We start from the raw sequence: 19,731 nt of genomic DNA on the forward strand, positions 1-19,731 counted from the left end.
GGGAGATCCCGGGCCCGCGTACGAGCTGTTCCACGAAGCCGTGCCGGTGATCGGGGTGGAGAACTCTTCCGCAGACCCAGAAGACCAGTTGCGCTGCTGAGCGGCGGACTGGACATTCCACATTGTGCCCAGGAGCAGGAAGAGCGGTTGTTCTTCCTGCTCCTCGGCCTGCCTGTCGAGCAAGGAGCTCATCATGCTGGATCGTCGCTCTCTCCTGCGGACCAGTGGCGTGGCGGCAGCCGGCGCGCTCGGTGCCGCCGCCTTCGCCTCGGCTGCCGAGGCGTCCTCCGGGCCGTCCTCCGGACATCACCCGTCCGTTCCCGACCCGACCGAAGGCGTGACGCGCACCCTGCTTCAGGAGAACCCCTCGCCCGCGAAGGGCTGGAAGACCGTGCAGACACTCGTCGAGATACCCCGGCGCAGGCAGTCCGGGCGCCACAGCCACCCCGGAGTGGAGGTCGGATACATCGTCCGGGGCGACGTACTGATGGAGTTCGACGACGGCAGCACGGTACGGCTCCGCACCGGCGACCCCTTCTTCATCCCCTCGGACACGGTCCACAACGCCCGCAACATCGGGAAGGTGACCACGGTGATGCTGTCCACCTATGTCGTCGACGAGACCAAGCCGCTGGTGACCAAGCACTAGCCGAGGCCGCGTCCCTGCACCACGAGCCCGAGGAGTGAACGGGCCGGCCAGGAGGGCGGCAGCGGCAACGTGGCAGGCCTCCTGGTCCCGGCGGTGCCGGATGTCACCCGGCACCGCCGAGGAACGGCTCGCCCGGGGTGAACCCGGCGGGCACCGCTGTCGTAGAGGCGAAGGACACGCCCGCACGCGTCGCGTGCCCGAGGGCAGGCCGGCAACTAGCACGGCCTCTTTCCGTCTCAAGGGGATTCCATGGCTCACTCTCGCCCGTACCCGACACTCCGCGCAGGGATGGTGACGGCCGCCGTCCTCACCGCCTCGTTGCTGACATCCGGAGCCGCCCCCGCCACCGCGGCCGGAGGCTCCGGACCGCGACCCGTCAACCACTACGTGGCCCTCGGTGACTCCTACGCCGCCGGAACGGGCCTGCCCCGGCAGACGGACGCGGAGTGCATGCGTTCCCTGGGCAGCTACCCGGCGTTGCTCGCCGAGACGTACAAGCCGTCCGTCTTCAAGGACGTCACCTGCGGTGGAGCCACCACTCGCTCCCTGTGGAATCACCAGGGCTCGGCCGCACCCCAGGTCGACGCCCTCACCCGGGACACCGACCTGGTGACCGTCACGCTCGGCGGCAACGACCTCGGCTTCTCCTCCGTTCTCACCAGATGCGTCCTGGCCGGTCTCGGCACGCGAGAGGGATCTCCCTGCCGGGACAAGGCGGCGCAGGAGGTGGACGCGGGCTTCGCGCGGCTGAACACGCGCCTGCCCGACATGCTCACCGATATCAAGCGGCGCAGCCCGCGAGCGCGTGTCGTCGTGGTCGGGTACCCCAACCCGTTCCCCGCCGACGGAAGCACCTGCGGTTCCGCGGTGCCCCTGGCCAAGGGTGACGTCACCTGGCTCCACCAGACCACGAACCGGCTGAACTTCATGCTGGAGCTGGTGGCCTACACGAAGCAGGCCGAGTTCGTCGACACCTCGTCGGTGTTCCGGGGTCACGACATGTGCCGGTCGTCCGCCGAACGGTGGATCAACCCGCTGCTGCCGCAGACGTCCGGATCCGCGCATCCCCACGCGGTCGGCCACCTGATCACCGCCGTCGAAGTGTACGAACGGCTCAAGAAGTAGTCACCTCCCTCCCCGGGGCCCGTAGCTGTACTTCGGCCCCGGGGAGGGGGGCCGGATCCGACAGGCCCCGGGCGCCGTCCGCTGTCGGGAGGGCGCGGAATCCGCGTGCGCTGGTGTGCGAATGAAGCTCGGCTTGGGGGCCGGTTAAGAAAACCTCGATGGACGCGGCCCGTCCGGATCGGCAGATTGGTGCACGCAAGCGATCACCACGAACCCTGCCCCGGATCAGCGCTGCCCCGAAGGCGCTGCCCCCACGCCACACCGCCTGGAGCCACAGCCATGAGAGCACTCGTCAAGCACAAGGCCGAGCCCGGGCTGTGGCTCATGGACGTGCCCGAACCCGAAACCGGTCCCGGCGACGTGCTGATCAAGGTGCTGCGCACCGGCATCTGCGGCACCGACCTGCACATCCGCAACTGGGACGGCTGGGCGCAGCAGGCCGTCACCACGCCCCGCGTGCTGGGCCACGAGTTCGTCGGTGAGGTCGCGCACACCGGCGCGGACGTCCAGGACATCAAGGTCGGGGACATCGTCAGCGGTGAGGGCCACCTCGTGTGCGGCAAGTGCCGCAACTGTCTGGCCGGGCGCCGCCACCTGTGCCGCTCCACCGTCGGCCTGGGGGTCGGCGTGGACGGCGCCTTCGCGGAGTACGTGGCCCTGCCCGCCTCCAACGTGTGGGTGCACCGCACCAAGGTCGACCTGGACGTCGCGGCGATCTTCGACCCGTTCGGCAACGCCGTGCACACCGCGCTGTCCTTCCCGCTGGTCGGCGAGGACGTCCTGATCACCGGCGCGGGACCGATCGGCATCATGGCCGCCGCCGTCGCCAGGCACGCGGGCGCACGCAGCGTCGTCATCACCGACGTCAGCGAGCCCCGCCTGGAGCTGGCCCGTCAGGTCGGCGCGACCCTCGCCGTCAACGTGGCACAGAGCAGCATCAAGGAGGCCCAGGCCAAGCTCGGCCTCAAGGAGGGCTTCGACATCGGCCTGGAGATGTCCGGCCGCCCCGAAGCGATGCGCGACATGGTCGACAACATGACGCACGGCGGCCGCATCGCCATGCTCGGCCTGCCCGCCGAGGAATTCGCCGTCGACTGGTCCCGGATCGTCACATCGATGATCACCGTCAAGGGCATCTACGGCCGCGAGATGTACGAGACCTGGTACGCGATGACCGTCCTGATCGAGGCCGGACTCGACCTGCGCCCCGTCATCACCGGCAGCTACGCCTACCAGGACTTCCAGGCCGCCTTCGACGAGGCCGCCACCGCCCGCAGCGGCAAGATCATCCTCGACTGGACCGTCTGACCTCCCCGACTCTTCCTCCAAGGAGCACCTCATGTACGCGTCCGTCCGCGACGAACTGCGCACCACCCTCGACGAGATCCGCGAAGCCGGACTCTTCAAGCCCGAGCGCGTCATCAGCAGCCCGCAGAGCGCCACCGTCGGCGTCACCGCCGACGGGCAGGCGGCCGACGTGCTCAACTTCTGCGCCAACAACTACCTCGGTCTCGCCGACCACCCCGAGGTCGTCGCCGCCGCCAAGGACGCCCTGGACCGCTGGGGCTACGGCATGGCCTCCGTACGGTTCATCTGCGGCACCCAGGAGATCCACAAGGAGCTGGAGGGCCGGCTCTCCACGTTCCTCGGCCAGGAGGACACGATCCTCTACTCCTCCTGCTTCGACGCCAACGGCGGCGTCTTCGAGACCCTGCTGGGTGCCGAGGACGCGGTGATCTCCGACGCCCTCAACCACGCCAGCATCATCGACGGCATCCGCCTGTCCAAGGCCCGCCGCCACCGCTATGCCAACCGCGACCTCGCCGACCTGGAGAAGCAGCTCCAGGACACCCAGGACGCCCGCCGCCGCCTCATCGTCACCGACGGCGTCTTCTCCATGGACGGCTACGTCGCCCCCCTGACGGAGATCTGCGACCTCGCCGACCGCTACGACGCGATGGTCATGGTCGACGACTCGCACGCGGTCGGCTTCGTCGGCGAGGGCGGCCGCGGCACCCCCGAGCTGCACGGCGTGATGGACCGCGTCGACATCATCACCGGCACCCTCGGCAAGGCACTCGGCGGCGCGTCCGGCGGCTACGTCGCCGCCCGCGCGGAGATCGTCGCCCTGCTGCGCCAGCGCTCGCGCCCGTACCTGTTCTCCAACTCGCTCGCCCCGGTCATCGCCGCCGCCTCCCTCAAGGTCCTCGACCTGCTGGAGTCGGCGGGCGACCTGCGCGGGAAGCTCGCCGCCAACACGAAGCTGTTCCGCACGAAGATGACCGAGGCGGGCTTCGACATCCTGCCCGGCGACCACGCCATCGCCCCCGTCATGATCGGCGACGCCGCCGAGGCGGGCCGCATGGCGGAGCTGCTCCTGGAGCGCGGCGTGTACGTCATCGGCTTCTCCTACCCGGTCGTCCCGATGGGCAAGGCGCGCATCCGCGTCCAGCTCTCCGCCGCGCACTCCACCGAGGACGTCGAGCGGGCGATTGCGGCGTTCGTCGACGCACGGGCGACACTGGCTGGGTGATCGACCCCAGACGGCTCCGCATTCTGAGGGCCGTGGCGGACCACCGTACGGTGACCGCCGCGGCCTCCGCGCTGTACCTGACCCCTTCCGCCGTGTCCCAGCAGCTCAACGCGCTGGAGCAGGAGACCGGGCACGCCCTGCTGATCCGCAGCGGCAAGGGGGTGGAGCTGACCGCGGCGGGCGAGATCCTGCTCGCCCACGCCCACGCCGTCCTCGCTCAGCTGGAACGTGCCGAGGCGGAGCTCGCCGACTACGCGGGCGGTGCCGCCGGAGAGGTCATGGTCGCCTCCTTCGCCACCGGTATCGCGGAGGTCGTCGCCCCCGCCGTCGGCAGGCTGGCCACCGCGCATCCCGGCATCCGCATGCGGGTGTGGGACGCGGAGGGCGACGAGAGCCTCCCGCTGGTCCTGGGCGGCAAGGCGGACGTCGCGGTCGCCGTCGACTACCGGGGCGCGCCCCGCGAGGACGACCTGCGCCTGGCGCGCGTACCGCTGTACGCCGAGCCCTTCGACGCGGTGCTGCCCGCGGAGCACCCGCTGTCCGGTGTGGACCACGTCGCACTCGCGGGACTCGCCGACAGCGACTGGATCGGCCCCTACCCCGGCAACCCCTGCCACGACATGGTCCTGCTCGCCTGTGAACTCGCCGGTTTCCAGCCCCGCCTCAAGCACTCCTCCGACGACTTCCGTGCGGTGGTCGCCCTCGCGGGCGCCGGCGCGGGAGTGGCGCTCGTGCCGCGTTCCGCCCTGCGCGGGATGGAACTGAAGGACGCCGTCGTACGTCCCGTGGCGGGGCCCGCGGCGACCCGCCGGGTGTTCGCCGCCGTACGTCGCGGCGCGGAGGAGCACCCGCTGATCCGGCCGGTGCTCGACGCCCTCGTCACCTCGGCGGGCGGCCTCACCACCGGATGACCGGGCGGGAGCGTCAGTACGGCGTACCGGAGCACCCGTGGGGGTGCACTCCGGGAATCGATTGACCCCAAGTCCGGTTGAGGTCCTAGCGTGCGCAGTGCTCCCCGGTCCGGCTCCGCCGACGGGTCACCGAGCAGCGGACCTACACCTTCCGGAGGCACCCCGTGGACATGGAAGTCACCGCGTGGACATCGATGCACAGCGTCATGACCGCGCAGGACGACAAGCGTCCCTTCTCCCGCGCCACCCTGCGCCGCATCCTCTCCTTCGCGGGCCCGCACCGCGCCAAGCTGCTCCAGTTCCTGGCGCTGAGCGTCGTCACCGCACTCCTCGCCGTCGCCACCCCCGTACTCGCGGGCCGGGTCGTCGACGCCATCGTCAAGGGGGACGCCGACGGCACCATCACCCGGCTCGCCCTGCTCATCGCACTGATCGCGGTCGTCGAGGCGGTACTGGCGCTGGCCACCAGGTGGCTGTCGGCCAACCTCGGTGAGGGGCTGATCCTCGACCTGCGCACCGCAGTCTTCGACCACGTCCAGCGGATGCCGGTCGCCTTCTTCACCCGTACCCGCACCGGTGCGCTCGTCAGCCGCCTCAACAATGACGTCATCGGCGCCCAGCGCGCCTTCAGCAACACCCTTTCCGGTGTCGTCTCCAACCTCGTCACCCTGCTGCTGACCCTCGCCGTGATGCTCAGCATCTCCTGGCAGATCACCCTGCTCGCCCTCGTGCTGCTGCCGGTCTTCGTCGTCCCGGCTCGTCGGATGGGCTCGCGGATGGCCCGGCTCCAGCGCGAGGCCGCCGCCCACAACGCCACCATGGGCACACAGATGACGGAGCGGTTCTCCGCGCCCGGAGCGACGCTGATCAAGCTGTTCGGGCGGCCCGCCGACGAGTCCGCCGAGTTCGCCGCCAGGGCCGGCCGGGTGCGTGACATCGGCGTGCGCACCGCCATGGTGCAGTCCACCTTCATCACCGCCCTCACCCTCGTCTCCGCCCTCGCGCTCGCGCTGGTCTACGGCCTCGGCGGCTTCTACGCCCTGCGCGGCAGCCTCGAACCCGGGGCCGTCGTCTCCCTGGCGCTGCTGCTCACCCGCCTCTACGCCCCGCTGACCGCCCTGGCCGGCGCGCGCGTCGAGGTGATGAGCGCGCTGGTCAGCTTCGAGCGGGTCTTCGAGATCCTCGACCTCAAGCCGCTGATCGCCGAGAAGCCCGACGCGCGGAAGGTCCCCGAGGGGCCGGTGTCCGTCGAGTTCGACAACGTCACCTTCGCCTATCCGTCCGCCGACAAGGTCTCCCTCGCCTCCCTCGAAGACGTGGCCGTCCTCGACAACAGGGGTGGCACGGACGTCCTGCACGACGTGTCCTTCCGTGCCGAGCCCGGCAGGATGGTCGCCCTCGTCGGCTCCTCCGGCGCGGGCAAGTCGACCATCGCGCAACTTCTGCCCCGGCTGTACGACGCGGACGCGGGCGCGGTGCGGCTCGGCGGCGTCGACGTGCGCGAACTGAGCACCGACTCGATCCGGGCGACCCTCGGCATGGTCACCCAGGACGGCCACCTCTTCCACGAGTCCGTCCGCGCCAACCTCCTTCTGGCCCGCCCGGAAGCCACCGAGGAGGAGGTCTGGGACGCCCTGCGCCGCTCCCGTCTCGACGACCTCGTGGCCTCCCTGCCCGACGGCCTGGACACCGTCGTGGGGGAGCGCGGCTACCGGCTCTCCGGCGGCGAACGCCAGCGCCTCACCATCGCCCGGCTGCTCCTCGCCCGCCAGCGCGTCGTCATCCTCGACGAGGCGACCGCCCACCTCGACTCGACATCGGAGGCGGCGGTGCAGGAGGCACTGGCCGAGGCCCTGGAGGGGCGCACCGCGGTCGTCATCGCGCACCGGCTCTCCACCGTCCGGGCCGCCGACCTGATCCTCGTCGTCGAAGACGGGCGGATCGTCGAGCGGGGCACCCACACCGAACTGCTGGCGGCAGGCGGCCGGTACGAGCAGCTGTACCGCACCCAGTTCGAGCGCCCCGGATCCGAGGAGCCCCAGCCGGTCGCCTGATCCGTACGGAAGGAGAACCCACCGGCCTACGATGGGCGGATGAGCCCCGACAGCCTCCTGGTAGCACACCCGTGACCCGCCGCCGCCAGACCGACGACACCTGCGGCATCGCCCAGGCCGCAGGCGTCGTCGGCGACTGGTGGACCCTGCTGGTCCTGCGCGAGATCGCCCGCGGGCACGTGCGGTTCGACCGTCTCGCGGCCGAACTGGGGCTGTCCCGCAAGGTGCTCTCCGAGCGGCTGACCACGCTCACCGGGCACGAGGTGCTGGAGCGCCGCCCCTACCAGGACAGGCCGACGCGTTACGAGTACGTCCTCACCGAGCGCGGCCGGGACCTGCTCCCGGTGCTGGTCTCCCTCCAGGACTGGGCCGACCGGTGGCTGCTCGGCGACGGAACCCTGACGGGGACCGCCACGGGCGGAAGCGGCGAAACGATCCGCGTCCACCAGCTCGTCGGCACCCGGATCCCCGACGGGCTGGAGCTGCCCGGCACGGACGGGGACGTCCACTCCCCGGTCGCGCCGGGAGCCCGTGCCACCGTCCTGTTCGCCTACCCCGCCACCGGCGTCCCCGGCGGCCCGCCCCGGCCTGACGTCCCCGGGGCCGCGGGCTGCACCCTGGAGAACCGGCTCTTCGGCGAGGCCTGGCCGCGGTTCGACGCCGCGGGGATCGCCGTACGCGGCGTGAGTACCCAGCTGCCGGGCGAGCAGGCGCGCTTCGCGGCGGCCGAGAACCTGCCCTTCGTCCTGCTCTCCGACGAACGGCTCCGGCTCGCCGCCGCCCTGCGCCTGCCGACGTTCCGGTCGGCCCAGGACCTCCGTCTCAAGAGGCTGATCCTGGTCGTCGACGCGCAGCGCACCCTGCGGCACGCCCTGTTCCCCGTGACCGACATCCCGGCGGCGGTCGAGGAGGCACTCGCCCTCGGCAGCTCCCTGTGACGGCCGCTACGCGCCGATGTCCTCGCCCCACAGCTCGGGCTTCGCCGCGATGAAGTCCGCCATCATCCGCGCGCACCGCACGTCGTTCAACTGCACGATCTCCACCCCGTGCGAGGCCAGCCAGTCGTGCCCGCCGTGGAAGGTCTCGGACTCGCCCACGACCACCCGCGAGATACCGAACTGGCGCACCAGACCGCTGCAGTACCAGCACGGCGACAGCGTCGTCACCATGGTGGTGCCCCGGTACGAACGTTGCCGGCCCGCGTTGCGGAACGCCGCCGTCTCCGCGTGCATCGACGGGTCGCCGTTCTGCACCCGCAGGTTGCGGCCGCGTCCCAGCAGCGTGCCGTCCGCCCCGTACAGGGCGGCCCCGATCGGGATGCCACCCTCGGCCAGCCCCCTCCGGGCCTCCTCGACGGCGGTCGCCAGCCACTGCCGGGCCTGTGCCTGATCCATGGACGTCTCCTGGTCTGCTCCTGGTCCGCGGTGCGGGGCTGCGCTCCCGCACCAGTGTGCGGCAACGGAAGGGACCGCCGCTGACCTGGGGCTCCGTGCACGGCCGCGGGCCCGGCCGACCGGGGGCGGCCGTTTCCGGGGCCGCCGCCCCGGGTTAGCCTGAACCCACGATGAACCGTCTTCCGACGCCCTGGGGCGTGTCCGAGCTCGCCCGCTTTCCCGAGGACCCCCGCGACACGCTGCGCGCGTGGGACGCCGCCGACGAGTACCTGCTGCGGCATCTGGCGGGCACCGCTGAGGTCCCGCCGGTGGACCTCGGCGGCAGCGTCGTGATCCTGGGCGACCGGTGGGGCGCGCTCACCACGGTGCTGGCCGGACACCGCCCCGCGCAGATCACCGACTCGTACCTCGGGCAGCGGGCGACCCGCGCCAACCTCGCCCGCAACGGCGCGGACCCGGACGCCGTCACCCTGCTGTCGACGCGGGACACCCCGCCCGACCGCATCGACGTCCTGCTGATCCGGGTGCCCAAGAGCCTCGCGCTGCTGGAGGACCAGCTGCACCGGCTCGCCCCGGGCCTTCACGAGGGCACGGTCGTCGTCGGCACCGGCATGGTGAAGGAGATCCACACCTCCACGCTGCGCCTGTTCGAGAGGATCGTCGGCCCGACCCGTACCTCCCTCGCGGAGAAGAAGGCCCGGCTGATCTTCTGCACCCCCGGCCAGGTACGGGACCGGAGCGCGGGCCCGTGGCCGGTGACGTACACGCTGGACGCCGACGCCGGAGCCGGCTCCGGGGTGACCGTCACCAACCACGCCGGGATCTTCTGCGCCGAGCGCCTCGACATCGGCACCCGGTTCTTCCTCCAGCACCTGACCAGGAGCCGGCACCTGGCGCCGGGCCCGGGCCCCACCCGGATCCTGGACCTGGGCTGCGGCAACGGAGTCGTCGGCACGGCGGCGGCACTCGCCCGACCGGGGGCGGAAGTCGTCTTCGCCGACGAATCGTTCCAGGCCGTCGCCTCGGCGGAGGCGACCTGCCGCGCGAACCTTCCCGGAGCGGCGGGCAAGGCGGAGTTCCTGGTGGGCGACGGCACCGCGGGCATCCCCGGCGAGTCCGTCGACCTCGTGCTGAACAACCCCCCGTTCCACTCCCATCAGGCGACCACCGACGCGACCGCCCGGCGGATGTTCGCCGGGGCGCGCGACGTGCTGCGACCCGGCGGCGAACTCCTGGTCGTCGGCAACCGGCACCTCGGCTACCACGTACGGCTGCGCAGGCTCTTCGGCAACTGCGAAGTGATCGCCGGCGACCCGAAGTTCGTCGTCCTGCGCGCCGTCAAACGCTGACCGCCGGGCGGGTCCGGGCGCTCAGTGCCCGGCGAGGCCCTCCGGTGACCCGAAGTCGCCGGACAGCGCGGCCGCGGTCCGCAGGTACGGCGCCGCCTCCGCGTGCCGTCCCTGGCGCTCCAGGGTGCGGCCCAGCATCAGCTGCGCGTAGGTCTCGACCGGGCATACCTCCAGCACCGTGCGCAGCTCCTGCTCCGCCTTGGAGAGCTGGGCGGAGTGGTAGTACGAACGGGCCAGCAGCAGCCGCGGCGAGGTCAGCTCCGGGGCCTCCGCCACGAGGGAGGTGAGGACGCGGGCCGCCTTGTCGTACTCCTTCGCGTCGAAGAACAACTGCGCGCGGTCCCAGCGCTCGGCCGCGGTGCCCTGCCGGTAGTACGCGTCGTTGAGGTTGACCTGCACGTTCACTGGTACTCCTTCTGGCCTGTCGGTACGGGATCGGCCGTACCGAGCCGTTCACCCCCTCCAACACACCCCTGTCGTTGAACATTCCACCAAGGGGAGCGGCGTCCGGACTCCGCGATCCCGGCCCCCGGCGCTACGTTGACGCCATGAGCAATCTCGATCTCCAGGCGACCCCCTCGGTCTGCGGCGGGCGCGGCTTCGTCGCCGCCGAACCGGTCCGCGAACTCCTCTCGCCCCGCCGGGTGCAGCTCGGCGCCTCCACCGAGGTGCGGCGGCTGCTGCCCAACCTGGGCCGCCGCATGGTCGGCGCCTGGGCCTTCGTCGACCACTACGGCCCCGACGACATCGCCGACGAGCCCGGTATGCAGGTCCCGCCGCACCCCCACATGGGCCTGCAGACCGTCAGCTGGCTGCACGACGGCGAGGTCCTGCACCGCGACAGCACCGGCGGCCTCGCCACCATCCGCCCCCGCGAACTCGGCCTGATGACCTCGGGGCGTGCCATCAGCCACTCCGAGGAGAGCCCCAGACAGCACGCGCGCCTCCTGCACGGCGCGCAGCTCTGGGTGGCCCTCCCCGATGCCCACCGCCACACCGAACCGCACTTCCAGCACCACACCGACCTGCCGACGGTCACCGCCCCCGGCCTCGCGGCCACCGTGATCCTCGGCGAGCTGGACGGTGCGGCGTCGCCCGGAACCTCGTACACCCCGATCGTCGGCGCCGACCTCACCCTGGCGCGCGGCGCGCAGGCCTCCCTGCCGCTCGACCCGGACTTCGAGTACGCCGTGCTTTCCATGTCCGGCGAGGCGCACGTCGACGGGGTGCCGGTCCTGCCCGGCTCGATGCTCTACCTCGGCTGCGGACGCACGCGGCTGCCCCTGCGCGCCGAGTCCGACGCGAGCCTGATGCTCCTGGGCGGTGAACCCTTCGAGGAGGAACTCGTCATGTTCTGGAACTGGATCGGCCGCTCCCACGAAGAGATCGCCCAGGCCCGTACCGACTGGATGGAGGGCACCCGGTTCGGTGAGGTGAAGGGGTACGACGGGCCCCCGCTGCCCGCACCCGCACTGCCCACGGGCCCCCTGAAGCCGCGCGGACGGGTGCGCTGACGCCGCACCGGCGCACGCGCTGAACAACGGATTCCGCTTGAGTGCGTGTGAAACCGGTGGTGCGAGGAAGGCGCACAGCGACAGATCCGCACCACCGGAGGCACATCCTTGAGTGACAGCGAGAACACCCGCGAGACCACCAGGAACATCTTCGTACTCGGCCTCGACGAGGCCAACCTGCCCACCCTGAACGCGGTGCCGCATGCCGAGGAGTACCGGTTCCACCCGTTGCTCACCATCGAAGAGCTCCAGGTCGGCGAGGTGTCGGTGCCCGACCTCATCGACAAGGCACAGGCCGTCCTGGACGCCTTCGACGGACCCATCGACGCGATCGTCGGCTACTGGGACTTCCCCGTCAGCACCCTCGTGCCGATCCTGAGCGAGCGCTACGGCACCCGCAGCACCAGCCTCGAATCCGTCGTCAAGTGCGAGCACAAGTACTGGAGCCGGCTGGAGCAGGAGAAGGTCGTCGACGAGCACCCCCGGTTCGGCCGGGTCGACCTCGAAGCCGACGACCCCCGGCCGCCCGAGGGCATGAGCTTCCCCATGTGGGTCAAGCCCGCCCTCTCGTACTCCTCGGAGCTGGCGTTCGGCGTCAAGGACCAGCACGAGTTCCGCGAGGCGGTCGGGGAGATAGCCAAGGGCGTCGCCCGGGTGGGCCGCCCCTTCGAGTACGTGCTCGACCAGCTCGACCTGCCCGAGGAGATGACCGGCGTCGGCGGCCAGGTCTGCCTCGCCGAGGAGGCGCTCACCGGCGTCCAGGTCGCGGTCGAGGGCTACGTGCACGACGGCGAGGTCACCGTCTACGGCGTCCTCGACTCCATCAACTACCCCGGCTCCTCCAGCTTCCTGCGCCACCAGTACCCCTCCGCGCTGCCGGAACCGGTGATCGGGCGGCTGCACGACGTCTCGAAGAAGGTGATGCGCCAGGTCGGCATGGACGCCGCGACCTTCAGCATCGAGTACTTCTACGACCCGCAGCGCGACGCCCTCAACCTGCTGGAGATCAACCCGCGGCACTCGCAGTCCCACGCGGAACTCTTCGAGTACGTCGACGGCGTCCCCAACCACCACTGCATGCTCAGCCTGGCCCTTGGCCGCGACCCCGCACTGCCGCACCGCGCGGGCCCGTACCAGGTCGCCGCGAAGTGGTACTACCGCTGGTTCGCGGACGGCACGGTGCGCCAGGCGCCCGGGCCCGAGGACATCGCACGGATCGAGAAGGAGATCCCGGGCGTACGCATCGACATCGTTCCCGACGAGGGCCAGCGGCTCTCCGACACCGAGCAGCAGGACAGCTACAGCTACGAGATCGCGCACATCTTCACCGGCGGCGACAGCGAGGAGGACATCCGCGCCAAGTACGACCGCTGCGTCGCGGCCCTGGGCCTCGACTTCGCCGACACCGTGCCCGGCGGCCGGGACCAGAAGAACCTCTGACACCGGCACCGGACACCGAACCAGCAGGAGAGGAGCGAGACCGCCCCATGCGCCATGTGAGCAACCTCCCGTACGACACCAAGGAGGAGGAGCACGTCGTCGTCCCCGCCCGCGACGGCACCCGCCTGTCGGCCCGGATCTGGCGGCCCGTCGGCTCCGACGGGGAACCGGTGCCCGCCGTCCTGGAGTACATCCCATACCGCAAGCGCGACCTGTCCGCCGTACGGGACTCCATCCACCACCCGTACATCGCCGGCCACGGCTACGCCTGCGTACGCGTCGACCTGCGCGGCACCGGCGAGTCCGAGGGCGTCCTCGCCGACGAGTACCTGGAGCAGGAGCAGACCGACGCCGAGGACATCCTCGCCTGGATCGCCGAACAGCCCTGGTGCGACGGGAACACCGGCATGATGGGCATCTCCTGGGGTGCCTTCGCCGCCCTCCAGACCGCCGCCCGCAGGCCGCCGAGCCTGCGCGCCGTCGTCCTCGCGTCGTTCACCGACGACCGGTACGCCGACGACATGCACTACATGGGCGGCGCCATGCTCTCCGACAACCTCGCCGAGGCGGGCACCATGTTCGCCTACGCCACCTGTCCGCCGGACCCCGCCGTCGTCGGCGAACGCTGGCGCGGGATGTGGCAGGAGCGGATGGAGAACACCCGCCCGTGGATCCTCAACTGGCTGCGCCACCAGCGCCGCGACGACTACTGGCGGCACGCCTCCGTCTGCGAGGACTACACCGCCGTACAGGTACCGGTCCTGGCGTCCAGCGGCTGGGCCGACGGGTACTCCAACGCCGTCACGCGCGTACTGGAACACCTCGACGTGCCCCGCAAGGGCCTGATCGGGCCGTGGTCGCACAAGTACCCGCACCTGGGCGAGCCCGGGCCCGCCATCGGCTACCTCCAGGAAGTCGTCCGCTGGTGGGACCACTGGCTCAAGGGCATCGACAACCACGTCATGGACGGGCCCATGCTCCAGGCCTGGATGCAGGACAGCGTGCCGCCCTCCACCTCCTACGAGGAACGCCCCGGCCGCTGGGTCGGCGAACCCTCCTGGCCCTCCCCGCACGTCACCCCCGTCACCCACCCCCTGCTGCGCCACCGCATCGCGTCACCCGGCCAGGAACCGCCGGAGGGCGGCGGTGAGGCCATGTCCGTGCGGTCGCCGCTGTCGGTGGGGCAGTTCGCCGGCAAGTGGGCCTCGTACAACGCACCGCCCGACCTGCCCTACGACCAGCGCGAGGAGGACGGCGGCTCGCTCGTCTTCGACACCGCACCCCTTGAGGAGCGGACGGAGATCCTCGGCACGGCGACGGTCGAACTGGACCTGACGGTGAGCGAGCCCGTCGCCACCGTCGCCGCCCGGCTCTCCGACGTCGCCCCCGACGGCAGCGCCACCCGCGTCACCTACGGCGTCCTCAACCTGACGCACCGCGACGGCACGGGCGAGCCCGAACTCCTGGAGCCCGGCAGGCGCTACCGCGCCACCGTCCAGCTCAACGGAGCCGCCCAGGCCTTCCCGCCCGGGCACCGCATCCGGCTCTCCCTGTCCACCTCGTACTGGCCGCTCGCCTGGCCCGCACCCCGGCCCGCCACGCTGCACGTGTACGAGGGAACCAGCACCCTCACCCTGCCGGTGCGCCCCAACGAGGAGCCCGACGAGGCCCCGCAGCAGCCCTTCGACGAACCGGAGGGGTGCCCGCCGCTGTCCGCCACCCGGCTCACCCCGCCCGAGGAGCGCTGGGAGGTCAAGCGCGACCTCATCGGCTACGGGTCCACCCTGGAGATCGTCAAGGACCGCGGCACCGTGCGCATCGACGACATCGCTCTCGACACCGGCCTGCGCGCCGAGGAGCGCTACACCGCGACCGCCGACGACTTCACCTCCGTCGCCGGCGAGACGGCCTGGACGATGCGCTTCGCCCGCGACGACTGGAACGTCCGCGTGGAGACCCGCACGGAGCTGCGCTGCACCGAGACGGACTTCCTCGTGGACGCCACCCTCGACGGCTACGAGGGGGAGCGCAGGGTCTTCTCCCGGACCTGGAACGAGACCGTGCCCAGGGACGGCCTGTAGCGTTCGTTCCACTCGTACGGACCGTCCGGACGCGCGGTCACCTGCCCCGAAGGCTGCAATGGACAGGTGACCGCGCCCCCGGACGACTGCCTCGCCCGCAACGACTGGATCTGCGGCGCGTATCTGTCCAGCCGCCGCGAGATCCTCCTCGACGCGGTGCTCCAGCACCTCCACCTGACCGTGGTGTCGGTGCTTCTGGGGCTCCTCGTCGCCGTGCCCCTGGCCCTCGCGGCCCGCCGCTGGCGGTGGGCCGCCGGGCCGGTCCTCGGGCTGACGACGGTGCTCTACACCATCCCCTCCCTCGCGATGTTCTCGCTGCTGCTGCCCGTGTACGGACTCTCCGCGTCCCTCGTGATCGCCGGACTCGTCCTGTACTCGCTGACCCTGCTCGTACGCAACCTCCTCGCCGGCCTGCGCGCCGTGCCCGAGGAAACCCGGCAGGCAGCCCGCGGCATGGGCTACGGGCCGGTCCGGCTGCTGCTCGGCGTGGAACTGCCGCTCGCCGTGCCCGCCGCCATGGCCGGGCTGCGCATCGCCACCGTCTCGGCCGTCTCCCTGGTCACCGTCGGTGCGATCGTCGGCCACGGCGGGCTCGGCAACCTCATCTACACCGGGATGAACTCCTACTTCAAGGCGCAGGTCCTCACCGCCTCCGTGCTCTGCGTGGTCATCGCCGTCGCCGTCGATCTCCTGCTGCTCGGCCTGCAACGCCTGCTCACCCCCTGGACGCGCGCATGAACACCCTCACCGCCGCCTGGGACTATCTCACCGACGCCACGCACTGGAACGCCGAAGGCGGCATCTGGGACCGGCTCGGCGAGCACCTCTTCCTCACCGTCGTCTGCCTCCTGCTCAGCTGCCTGATCGCGCTGCCGGTCGCCCTCGTGCTCGGCCACCTCGGCAGGGGCGGGGCGCTCGCCGTCAACATCTCCAACGTCGGCCGGGCCGTGCCGACCTTCGCCGTGCTGGTCCTGCTGCTCCTGACCCCGCTCGGGACGAAGGGGGAGTGGCCGACGATCGTCGCGCTGGTGCTGTTCGCGGTGCCGCCGCTGCTCACCAACGCGTACGTCGGGATGCGCGGCGTCGACCAGGACACCGTCCGGGCCGCCCGGGGGATGGGCATGACGGGGCGGCAGGTGATGTTTCACGTGGAACTTCCCCTCGCCCTGCCGCTCGTCCTGACCGGAGTGCGCATCGCCGCCGTCCAGCTCGTGGCGACCGCGACGCTCGCCGCGCTGGCGGGCGGCGGCGGACTGGGACGCATCATCACCGCGGGATTCAACCTGGCCAGCACCCCGCAGGTGGTGGCGGGCGCGGTCCTGGTCGCCGCTTTCGCGCTCCTGGTGGAGGGTCTCTTCGAAGTGGGCCACAAGTGCGTGCCCTCGTGGGCGAGGGGGCGGACGGGATGAAGCCACGCCTGTACGCGGCGGTGCTCGCGCTCCTCACCCTCACGGCCTGCGCCACCGGCCCCTCGCTGGAGGACCGCGGCGAGGTCACCGGTGAGCCCGGCGACAGCCACGACCTGACCATCGGCTCGGCCGGCTTCACCGAGAGCGACCTCCTCGCCCAGATGTACGCGCTCCTCCTGCAGAAGGCCGGACACCGCACCGGCATCCTGTCCGTCTCCAACCGGGAACTGTATGAACCGGCCCTGGAGAGCGGCCAGATCGATGTCGTACCCGAGTACGCGGCCACCTTCGCCGACTGGCTCAACGCGAAGACGAACGGCGCGGACGCGCCGCCCGTCGGCTCACCCGACCTGAACGCCACCATGCGCGCGCTGCGCGAGCTCGCCGCGCCGCGCGGGCTCACCGTCCTCGACGCGGGCCGCGCCGTCGACCAGAACGCCTTCGCCGTCACAGAGGCCTACGCGCGCCGGCACCGCCTCAGGACGCTCACCGACCTGGGAAGGTCCGGGCTGCCGGTACGGCTCGCGGCGGGCGACGAGTGCGTGCAGCGCCCGTACTGCGCGCCGGGGCTGAGGAAGACGTACGGCATCGACATCACGGCCGTCGACCCCAAGGGCGTGGGCACCACTCCCGCCAAGCAGGCCGTGCAGAACGGCCAGGACCAGATGGTCCTCACCACCACCACCGACGCCACCCTCGACGCGTTCGGCCTGGTCCTGCTGGAGGACGACAAGCACCTCCAGAACGCCGACCACATCGTGCCGGTGGTGAACGGGCGACAGGCCGGTTCGGCGCGTGTCACCAAGGCACTGGACAAGCTCAACACGGTCCTGACCACCGAGGACCTTGCGTCGCTCAACCAGCAGGTGGACAGCTGGCGCAGGCTGCCGCAGGACGTGGCGCGTGCCTATCTGGAGTCCAAGGGGCTGATCTGAAGGAGCCGCTCCGCGTCGTCCAGCGCCAGCCGGGCGGCCGCGATGCGGTCCCGGACGTCGAACCGGTCGGGCGGGTCCTCATCCCGGGCACACCGCTGCGGCTCCGGCGGCCCGCAGTCGGTCTTCGCCACCGGCAGATCGTCCCGGGCCTGCTCCAGGGAGTTGATGACGACGCCGATCAACAGGTTCACCAGGAGGAAGGAGCTGAGAAGCACGTACGTGCCGTAGTACGCGAGCGACCAGGGGGAGATCAGCAGCCCGGCGTGCACCGCCTCGCCCAGCCCGTCGAGCGACATGAGGATGAACAGGGTGACCACCGCCCGCCCGAGCGACCCGTAGTGCTCGGGATCGGAGGCCGCGAAGCAGAGCCAGCCCACCATCGCGTACACGTAGATCAGCAGCGCGCCGACCATCACGAAACTCACGGTCCCCGGCAGGCACTTCCCCAGGGCGGTGACGATCACCCGCAGCTGCGGCAGAAAGCGTGCGGTGCGCAGCACCCGCGGGAGCCGCAACAGTCGCAGCAGCGTGCTGTTGTCCCCGGTCACGGGGAGGAACGCGAGGAGGACCACCGCCGCGTCGAAGACGTTCCACGGATTGCGGAAGAAGTCCGCGGGCCGGTCGGCGTGCGCGGCCAGCCGCAGCAGCGACTCGGCCGCGAACAGCGCGAGGAAGAGGTGCTCCAGCAGGGCGAGCGGTTCCTGCCAGCGTTCCGCCAGACCCGGGTACGTCTCCACGCCGAGGAGTACGGCGTTGGCGAGGATCGCGGTCATCACCAGGACCGGGAAGCCGCGTGCGTCGACCAGCCGGCCGGCCCTCCCGGCCAGCGCCCGCCGTCTGCCCGCGCGCACTGCGGGGGAGCCGTGAATACCGCGATGCAAGAGGTTCATGAGGTCGAGTCCACCCGGCGTGAGGTAAGCGGATGACGAACGTTGACCGCAGCCCTGTCCGTGCACCACAGCGATCACACCGGACTCAGCGGTTCTCACCGGGGAAGAGGACCGGGCGTACGTCTGTACGGCCCGGCCCGTCGCGCTGCCGTGCGCGTCTACGCGTCCGCGACCGAGTCGAATTCCACCTGGTCGCGCTGGACGCCCTGCTGGTCCGCGTCGACCGAACGCCGCAGCGCCTCGTGCAGTTTCCCCGGGGTCAGCACGCCGACCAGGCGCGCCCCGTCGAGCACCGCCACCCACCCGGCGTCCCACTGGAGCATCTCGCTGAACGCGTGCTTGAGGGGCGCCCCCACCGGAATCCAGGCGTCCATCCGGCGGGCCAGGTCGCCGACGGTGCCCGTGGGGCCCGCGAGCGCCAGATCGTCGGCGGCCACCCAGCCGTGCAGTGCGCCGTCCTCGTCCAGCACGACCGCCCAGCGGGCCCCCTCCGTACGCAGCCGGGCGGCGGCCGGGGCCACCTGCTCGTCGAGCCGTACCCGCGGCGGGTCCTCCAGGTCGTCCTGTTCGACGGTGGTCACCGACAACCTCTTGAGGCCGCGGTCCGCGCCGACGAACTGCGCCACATAAGGGGTGGCGGGTGCGCCCAGCACGGCGGCGGGGGAGTCGAACTGCTCGATGCGGCCCTGCCCGTACACCGCGATCCGGTCGCCCATCCGTACCGCCTCCTCGATGTCGTGCGTGACGAGCAGGACGGTCTTGCGGACGGTGGACTGGAGGGTCAGGAACTCGTCCTGGAGCCGTTCGCGGGCCACCGGGTCGACAGCGCCGAAGGGTTCGTCCATGAGGAGGACCGGGGGGTCTGCGGCCAGGGCGCGGGCGACGCCGACGCGCTGGCGCTGGCCGCCGGAGAGCTGGGCCGGGTAGCGGGGGCCGTAGACCTTCGGGTCGAGGCCGACCAGGTCGAGGAGTTCGGCGGCGCGCGCACGGGCCCTGTCCTTCTTCCAGCCCGTCAGGAGGGGCACGGTGGCGGTGTTGTCGAGGATCGTGCGGTGCGGGAAGAGGCCGACCTGCTGGATGACGTACCCGATGCGCCGCCGCAGTTCGACCGGGTCGGCGCCGGCGATGTCCTCGCCGTCCATCAGGATCCGGCCCGACGAGGGCTGGATGAGCCGGTTCACCATCATCATGGTGGTCGTCTTGCCGCACCCCGAGGGCCCCACCAGCGTGACCAGCTCGCCCTCGGCCACCTCGAAGGACAGGTCGTCGACGGCCGTGGTGCCGTCCGGGTACACCTTGCTGACCTGCTCGAACCGGATCATGCACACACGCTAGGAGCGGCCGGGTCGGCACGCACACGGGCCGGGACTGTCCGGGTGGAGGCGCGGCGACCCGGATTCCGGTCCCGGGGTCCGGGGTCCGGGGTCCGGGAAGGACCGCCCCACAG

18 protein-coding genes are annotated in these 19,731 nt (G+C 71.4%); 14 read left to right on the plus strand and 4 right to left on the minus strand.

The genetic code is table 11. The features are described 5' to 3' along the window. Positions 1 to 193: 193 nt before the first annotated feature. The 7 genes from HNQ79_RS25985 to HNQ79_RS26015 all read left to right on the plus strand — a co-directional run bounded on the left by HNQ79_RS25985 (position 194) and on the right by HNQ79_RS26015 (position 8,210). On the plus strand, positions 194 to 649 hold the full coding sequence (locus HNQ79_RS25985; RefSeq protein ID WP_185035162.1) for a cupin domain-containing protein: 456 nt from the start codon (positions 194 to 196) through the stop codon (positions 647 to 649). 249 nt (positions 650 to 898) lie between these two features. Further along, positions 899 to 1,774 (plus strand): SGNH/GDSL hydrolase family protein, encoded by an 876-nt coding sequence (locus tag HNQ79_RS25990; protein ID WP_185035164.1) that lies wholly within the window; start codon positions 899 to 901, stop codon positions 1,772 to 1,774. 279 nt (positions 1,775 to 2,053) lie between these two features. Beyond that, positions 2,054 to 3,082 (plus strand): L-threonine 3-dehydrogenase, encoded by a 1,029-nt coding sequence (gene tdh, locus HNQ79_RS25995; protein WP_185035166.1) that lies wholly within the window; start codon positions 2,054 to 2,056, stop codon positions 3,080 to 3,082. Positions 3,083 to 3,113: 31 nt separating this feature from the next. Beyond that, entirely contained in the window at positions 3,114 to 4,307 is a 1,194-nt protein-coding gene (locus HNQ79_RS26000; protein WP_185035168.1) for a glycine C-acetyltransferase, read from the plus strand. Then, positions 4,304 to 5,218, plus strand: a complete 915-nt coding sequence (locus HNQ79_RS26005; protein ID WP_185035170.1) for a LysR family transcriptional regulator — start codon at positions 4,304 to 4,306, stop codon at positions 5,216 to 5,218. Before HNQ79_RS26000 ends, HNQ79_RS26005 begins: the two co-directional genes overlap by 4 nt. A gap of 164 nt (positions 5,219 to 5,382) precedes the next feature. After that, positions 5,383 to 7,272 (plus strand): ABC transporter ATP-binding protein, encoded by a 1,890-nt coding sequence (locus HNQ79_RS26010; RefSeq protein WP_185035172.1) that lies wholly within the window; start codon positions 5,383 to 5,385, stop codon positions 7,270 to 7,272. A 71-nt stretch (positions 7,273 to 7,343) separates the two neighbouring features. Beyond that, the gene (locus HNQ79_RS26015; RefSeq protein WP_185035174.1) at positions 7,344 to 8,210 is read left to right on the plus strand and encodes a winged helix-turn-helix transcriptional regulator; all 867 of its coding nucleotides are present in this window, start codon (positions 7,344 to 7,346) and stop codon (positions 8,208 to 8,210) included. A gap of 6 nt (positions 8,211 to 8,216) precedes the next feature. Here the strand turns inward: HNQ79_RS26015 and HNQ79_RS26020 are convergent, their stop codons facing one another. Beyond that, the gene (locus tag HNQ79_RS26020; RefSeq protein WP_185035176.1) at positions 8,217 to 8,666 is read right to left on the minus strand and encodes a nucleoside deaminase; all 450 of its coding nucleotides are present in this window, start codon (positions 8,664 to 8,666) and stop codon (positions 8,217 to 8,219) included. Positions 8,667 to 8,836: 170 nt separating this feature from the next. Here HNQ79_RS26020 and HNQ79_RS26025 point away from each other — a divergent pair, with 170 nt between their 5' ends. Beyond that, the gene (locus tag HNQ79_RS26025; RefSeq protein WP_185035178.1) at positions 8,837 to 10,015 is read left to right on the plus strand and encodes a methyltransferase; all 1,179 of its coding nucleotides are present in this window, start codon (positions 8,837 to 8,839) and stop codon (positions 10,013 to 10,015) included. Positions 10,016 to 10,036: 21 nt separating this feature from the next. Here the strand turns inward: HNQ79_RS26025 and HNQ79_RS26030 are convergent, their stop codons facing one another. Continuing rightward, positions 10,037 to 10,420: a tetratricopeptide repeat protein gene (locus HNQ79_RS26030; protein WP_229923676.1), complete on the minus strand. Its 384-nt coding sequence runs from the start codon at positions 10,418 to 10,420 to the stop codon at positions 10,037 to 10,039. Between the two features lie 143 nt (positions 10,421 to 10,563). On the opposite strand from HNQ79_RS26030, the gene HNQ79_RS26035 reads away from it, so the two are divergent. The 6 genes from HNQ79_RS26035 (at position 10,564) to HNQ79_RS26060 (ending at position 17,394) form a co-directional block, all read left to right on the plus strand. After that, positions 10,564 to 11,529, plus strand: coding sequence for a pirin family protein (locus tag HNQ79_RS26035; RefSeq protein WP_185035180.1), 966 nt, complete (start codon positions 10,564 to 10,566; stop codon positions 11,527 to 11,529). A 108-nt stretch (positions 11,530 to 11,637) separates the two neighbouring features. Further along, on the plus strand, positions 11,638 to 12,969 hold the full coding sequence (locus HNQ79_RS26040; RefSeq protein ID WP_185035182.1) for an ATP-grasp domain-containing protein: 1,332 nt from the start codon (positions 11,638 to 11,640) through the stop codon (positions 12,967 to 12,969). Positions 12,970 to 13,016: 47 nt separating this feature from the next. Beyond that, complete coding sequence (locus tag HNQ79_RS26045) at positions 13,017 to 15,050, plus strand: CocE/NonD family hydrolase (RefSeq protein WP_185035184.1); 2,034 nt, start codon at positions 13,017 to 13,019, stop codon at positions 15,048 to 15,050. 66 nt (positions 15,051 to 15,116) lie between these two features. Next, positions 15,117 to 15,788 (plus strand): ABC transporter permease, encoded by a 672-nt coding sequence (locus HNQ79_RS26050; protein ID WP_185035186.1) that lies wholly within the window; start codon positions 15,117 to 15,119, stop codon positions 15,786 to 15,788. Further along, positions 15,785 to 16,459, plus strand: coding sequence for an ABC transporter permease (locus HNQ79_RS26055; protein WP_185035188.1), 675 nt, complete (start codon positions 15,785 to 15,787; stop codon positions 16,457 to 16,459). Before HNQ79_RS26050 ends, HNQ79_RS26055 begins: the two co-directional genes overlap by 4 nt. Continuing rightward, entirely contained in the window at positions 16,456 to 17,394 is a 939-nt protein-coding gene (locus HNQ79_RS26060) for an ABC transporter substrate-binding protein (RefSeq protein ID WP_185035190.1), read from the plus strand. The genes HNQ79_RS26055 and HNQ79_RS26060 overlap by 4 nt, the downstream gene beginning before the upstream one ends. On the opposite strand, the gene HNQ79_RS26065 is transcribed toward HNQ79_RS26060, so the two are convergent. Continuing rightward, on the minus strand, positions 17,367 to 18,284 hold the full coding sequence (locus tag HNQ79_RS26065; RefSeq protein WP_185035192.1) for an ion transporter: 918 nt from the start codon (positions 18,282 to 18,284) through the stop codon (positions 17,367 to 17,369). The genes HNQ79_RS26060 and HNQ79_RS26065 overlap by 28 nt on opposite strands. Before the next feature lie 158 nt (positions 18,285 to 18,442). Continuing rightward, on the minus strand, positions 18,443 to 19,606 hold the full coding sequence (locus tag HNQ79_RS26070) for an ABC transporter ATP-binding protein (RefSeq protein ID WP_185035194.1): 1,164 nt from the start codon (positions 19,604 to 19,606) through the stop codon (positions 18,443 to 18,445). Positions 19,607 to 19,731 lie beyond the last annotated feature (125 nt).

The sequence above is a fragment of the Streptomyces candidus genome (assembly GCF_014207445.1).
GTDB lineage: Bacteria > Actinomycetota > Actinomycetes > Streptomycetales > Streptomycetaceae > Streptomyces > Streptomyces candidus.

Bases quoted from the DNA above. Each gene is read 5' to 3' on its own strand.
- HNQ79_RS25985 (WP_185035162.1), top strand. From the start codon at position 194: ATGCTGGATCGTCGCTCTCTCCTGCGGACCAGTGGCGTGGCGGCAGCC.
- HNQ79_RS25990 (WP_185035164.1), top strand. From the start codon at position 899: ATGGCTCACTCTCGCCCGTACCCGACACTCCGCGCAGGGATGGTGACG.
- tdh (WP_185035166.1), top strand. From the start codon at position 2,054: ATGAGAGCACTCGTCAAGCACAAGGCCGAGCCCGGGCTGTGGCTCATG.
- HNQ79_RS26000 (WP_185035168.1), top strand. From the start codon at position 3,114: ATGTACGCGTCCGTCCGCGACGAACTGCGCACCACCCTCGACGAGATC.
- HNQ79_RS26020 (WP_185035176.1), bottom strand. From the start codon at position 8,666: ATGGATCAGGCACAGGCCCGGCAGTGGCTGGCGACCGCCGTCGAGGAG.
- HNQ79_RS26025 (WP_185035178.1), top strand. From the start codon at position 8,837: ATGAACCGTCTTCCGACGCCCTGGGGCGTGTCCGAGCTCGCCCGCTTT.
- HNQ79_RS26035 (WP_185035180.1), top strand. From the start codon at position 10,564: ATGAGCAATCTCGATCTCCAGGCGACCCCCTCGGTCTGCGGCGGGCGC.
- HNQ79_RS26045 (WP_185035184.1), top strand. From the start codon at position 13,017: ATGCGCCATGTGAGCAACCTCCCGTACGACACCAAGGAGGAGGAGCAC.
- HNQ79_RS26055 (WP_185035188.1), top strand. From the start codon at position 15,785: ATGAACACCCTCACCGCCGCCTGGGACTATCTCACCGACGCCACGCAC.
- HNQ79_RS26060 (WP_185035190.1), top strand. From the start codon at position 16,456: ATGAAGCCACGCCTGTACGCGGCGGTGCTCGCGCTCCTCACCCTCACG.
- HNQ79_RS26065 (WP_185035192.1), bottom strand. From the start codon at position 18,284: ATGAACCTCTTGCATCGCGGTATTCACGGCTCCCCCGCAGTGCGCGCG.
- HNQ79_RS26070 (WP_185035194.1), bottom strand. From the start codon at position 19,606: ATGATCCGGTTCGAGCAGGTCAGCAAGGTGTACCCGGACGGCACCACG.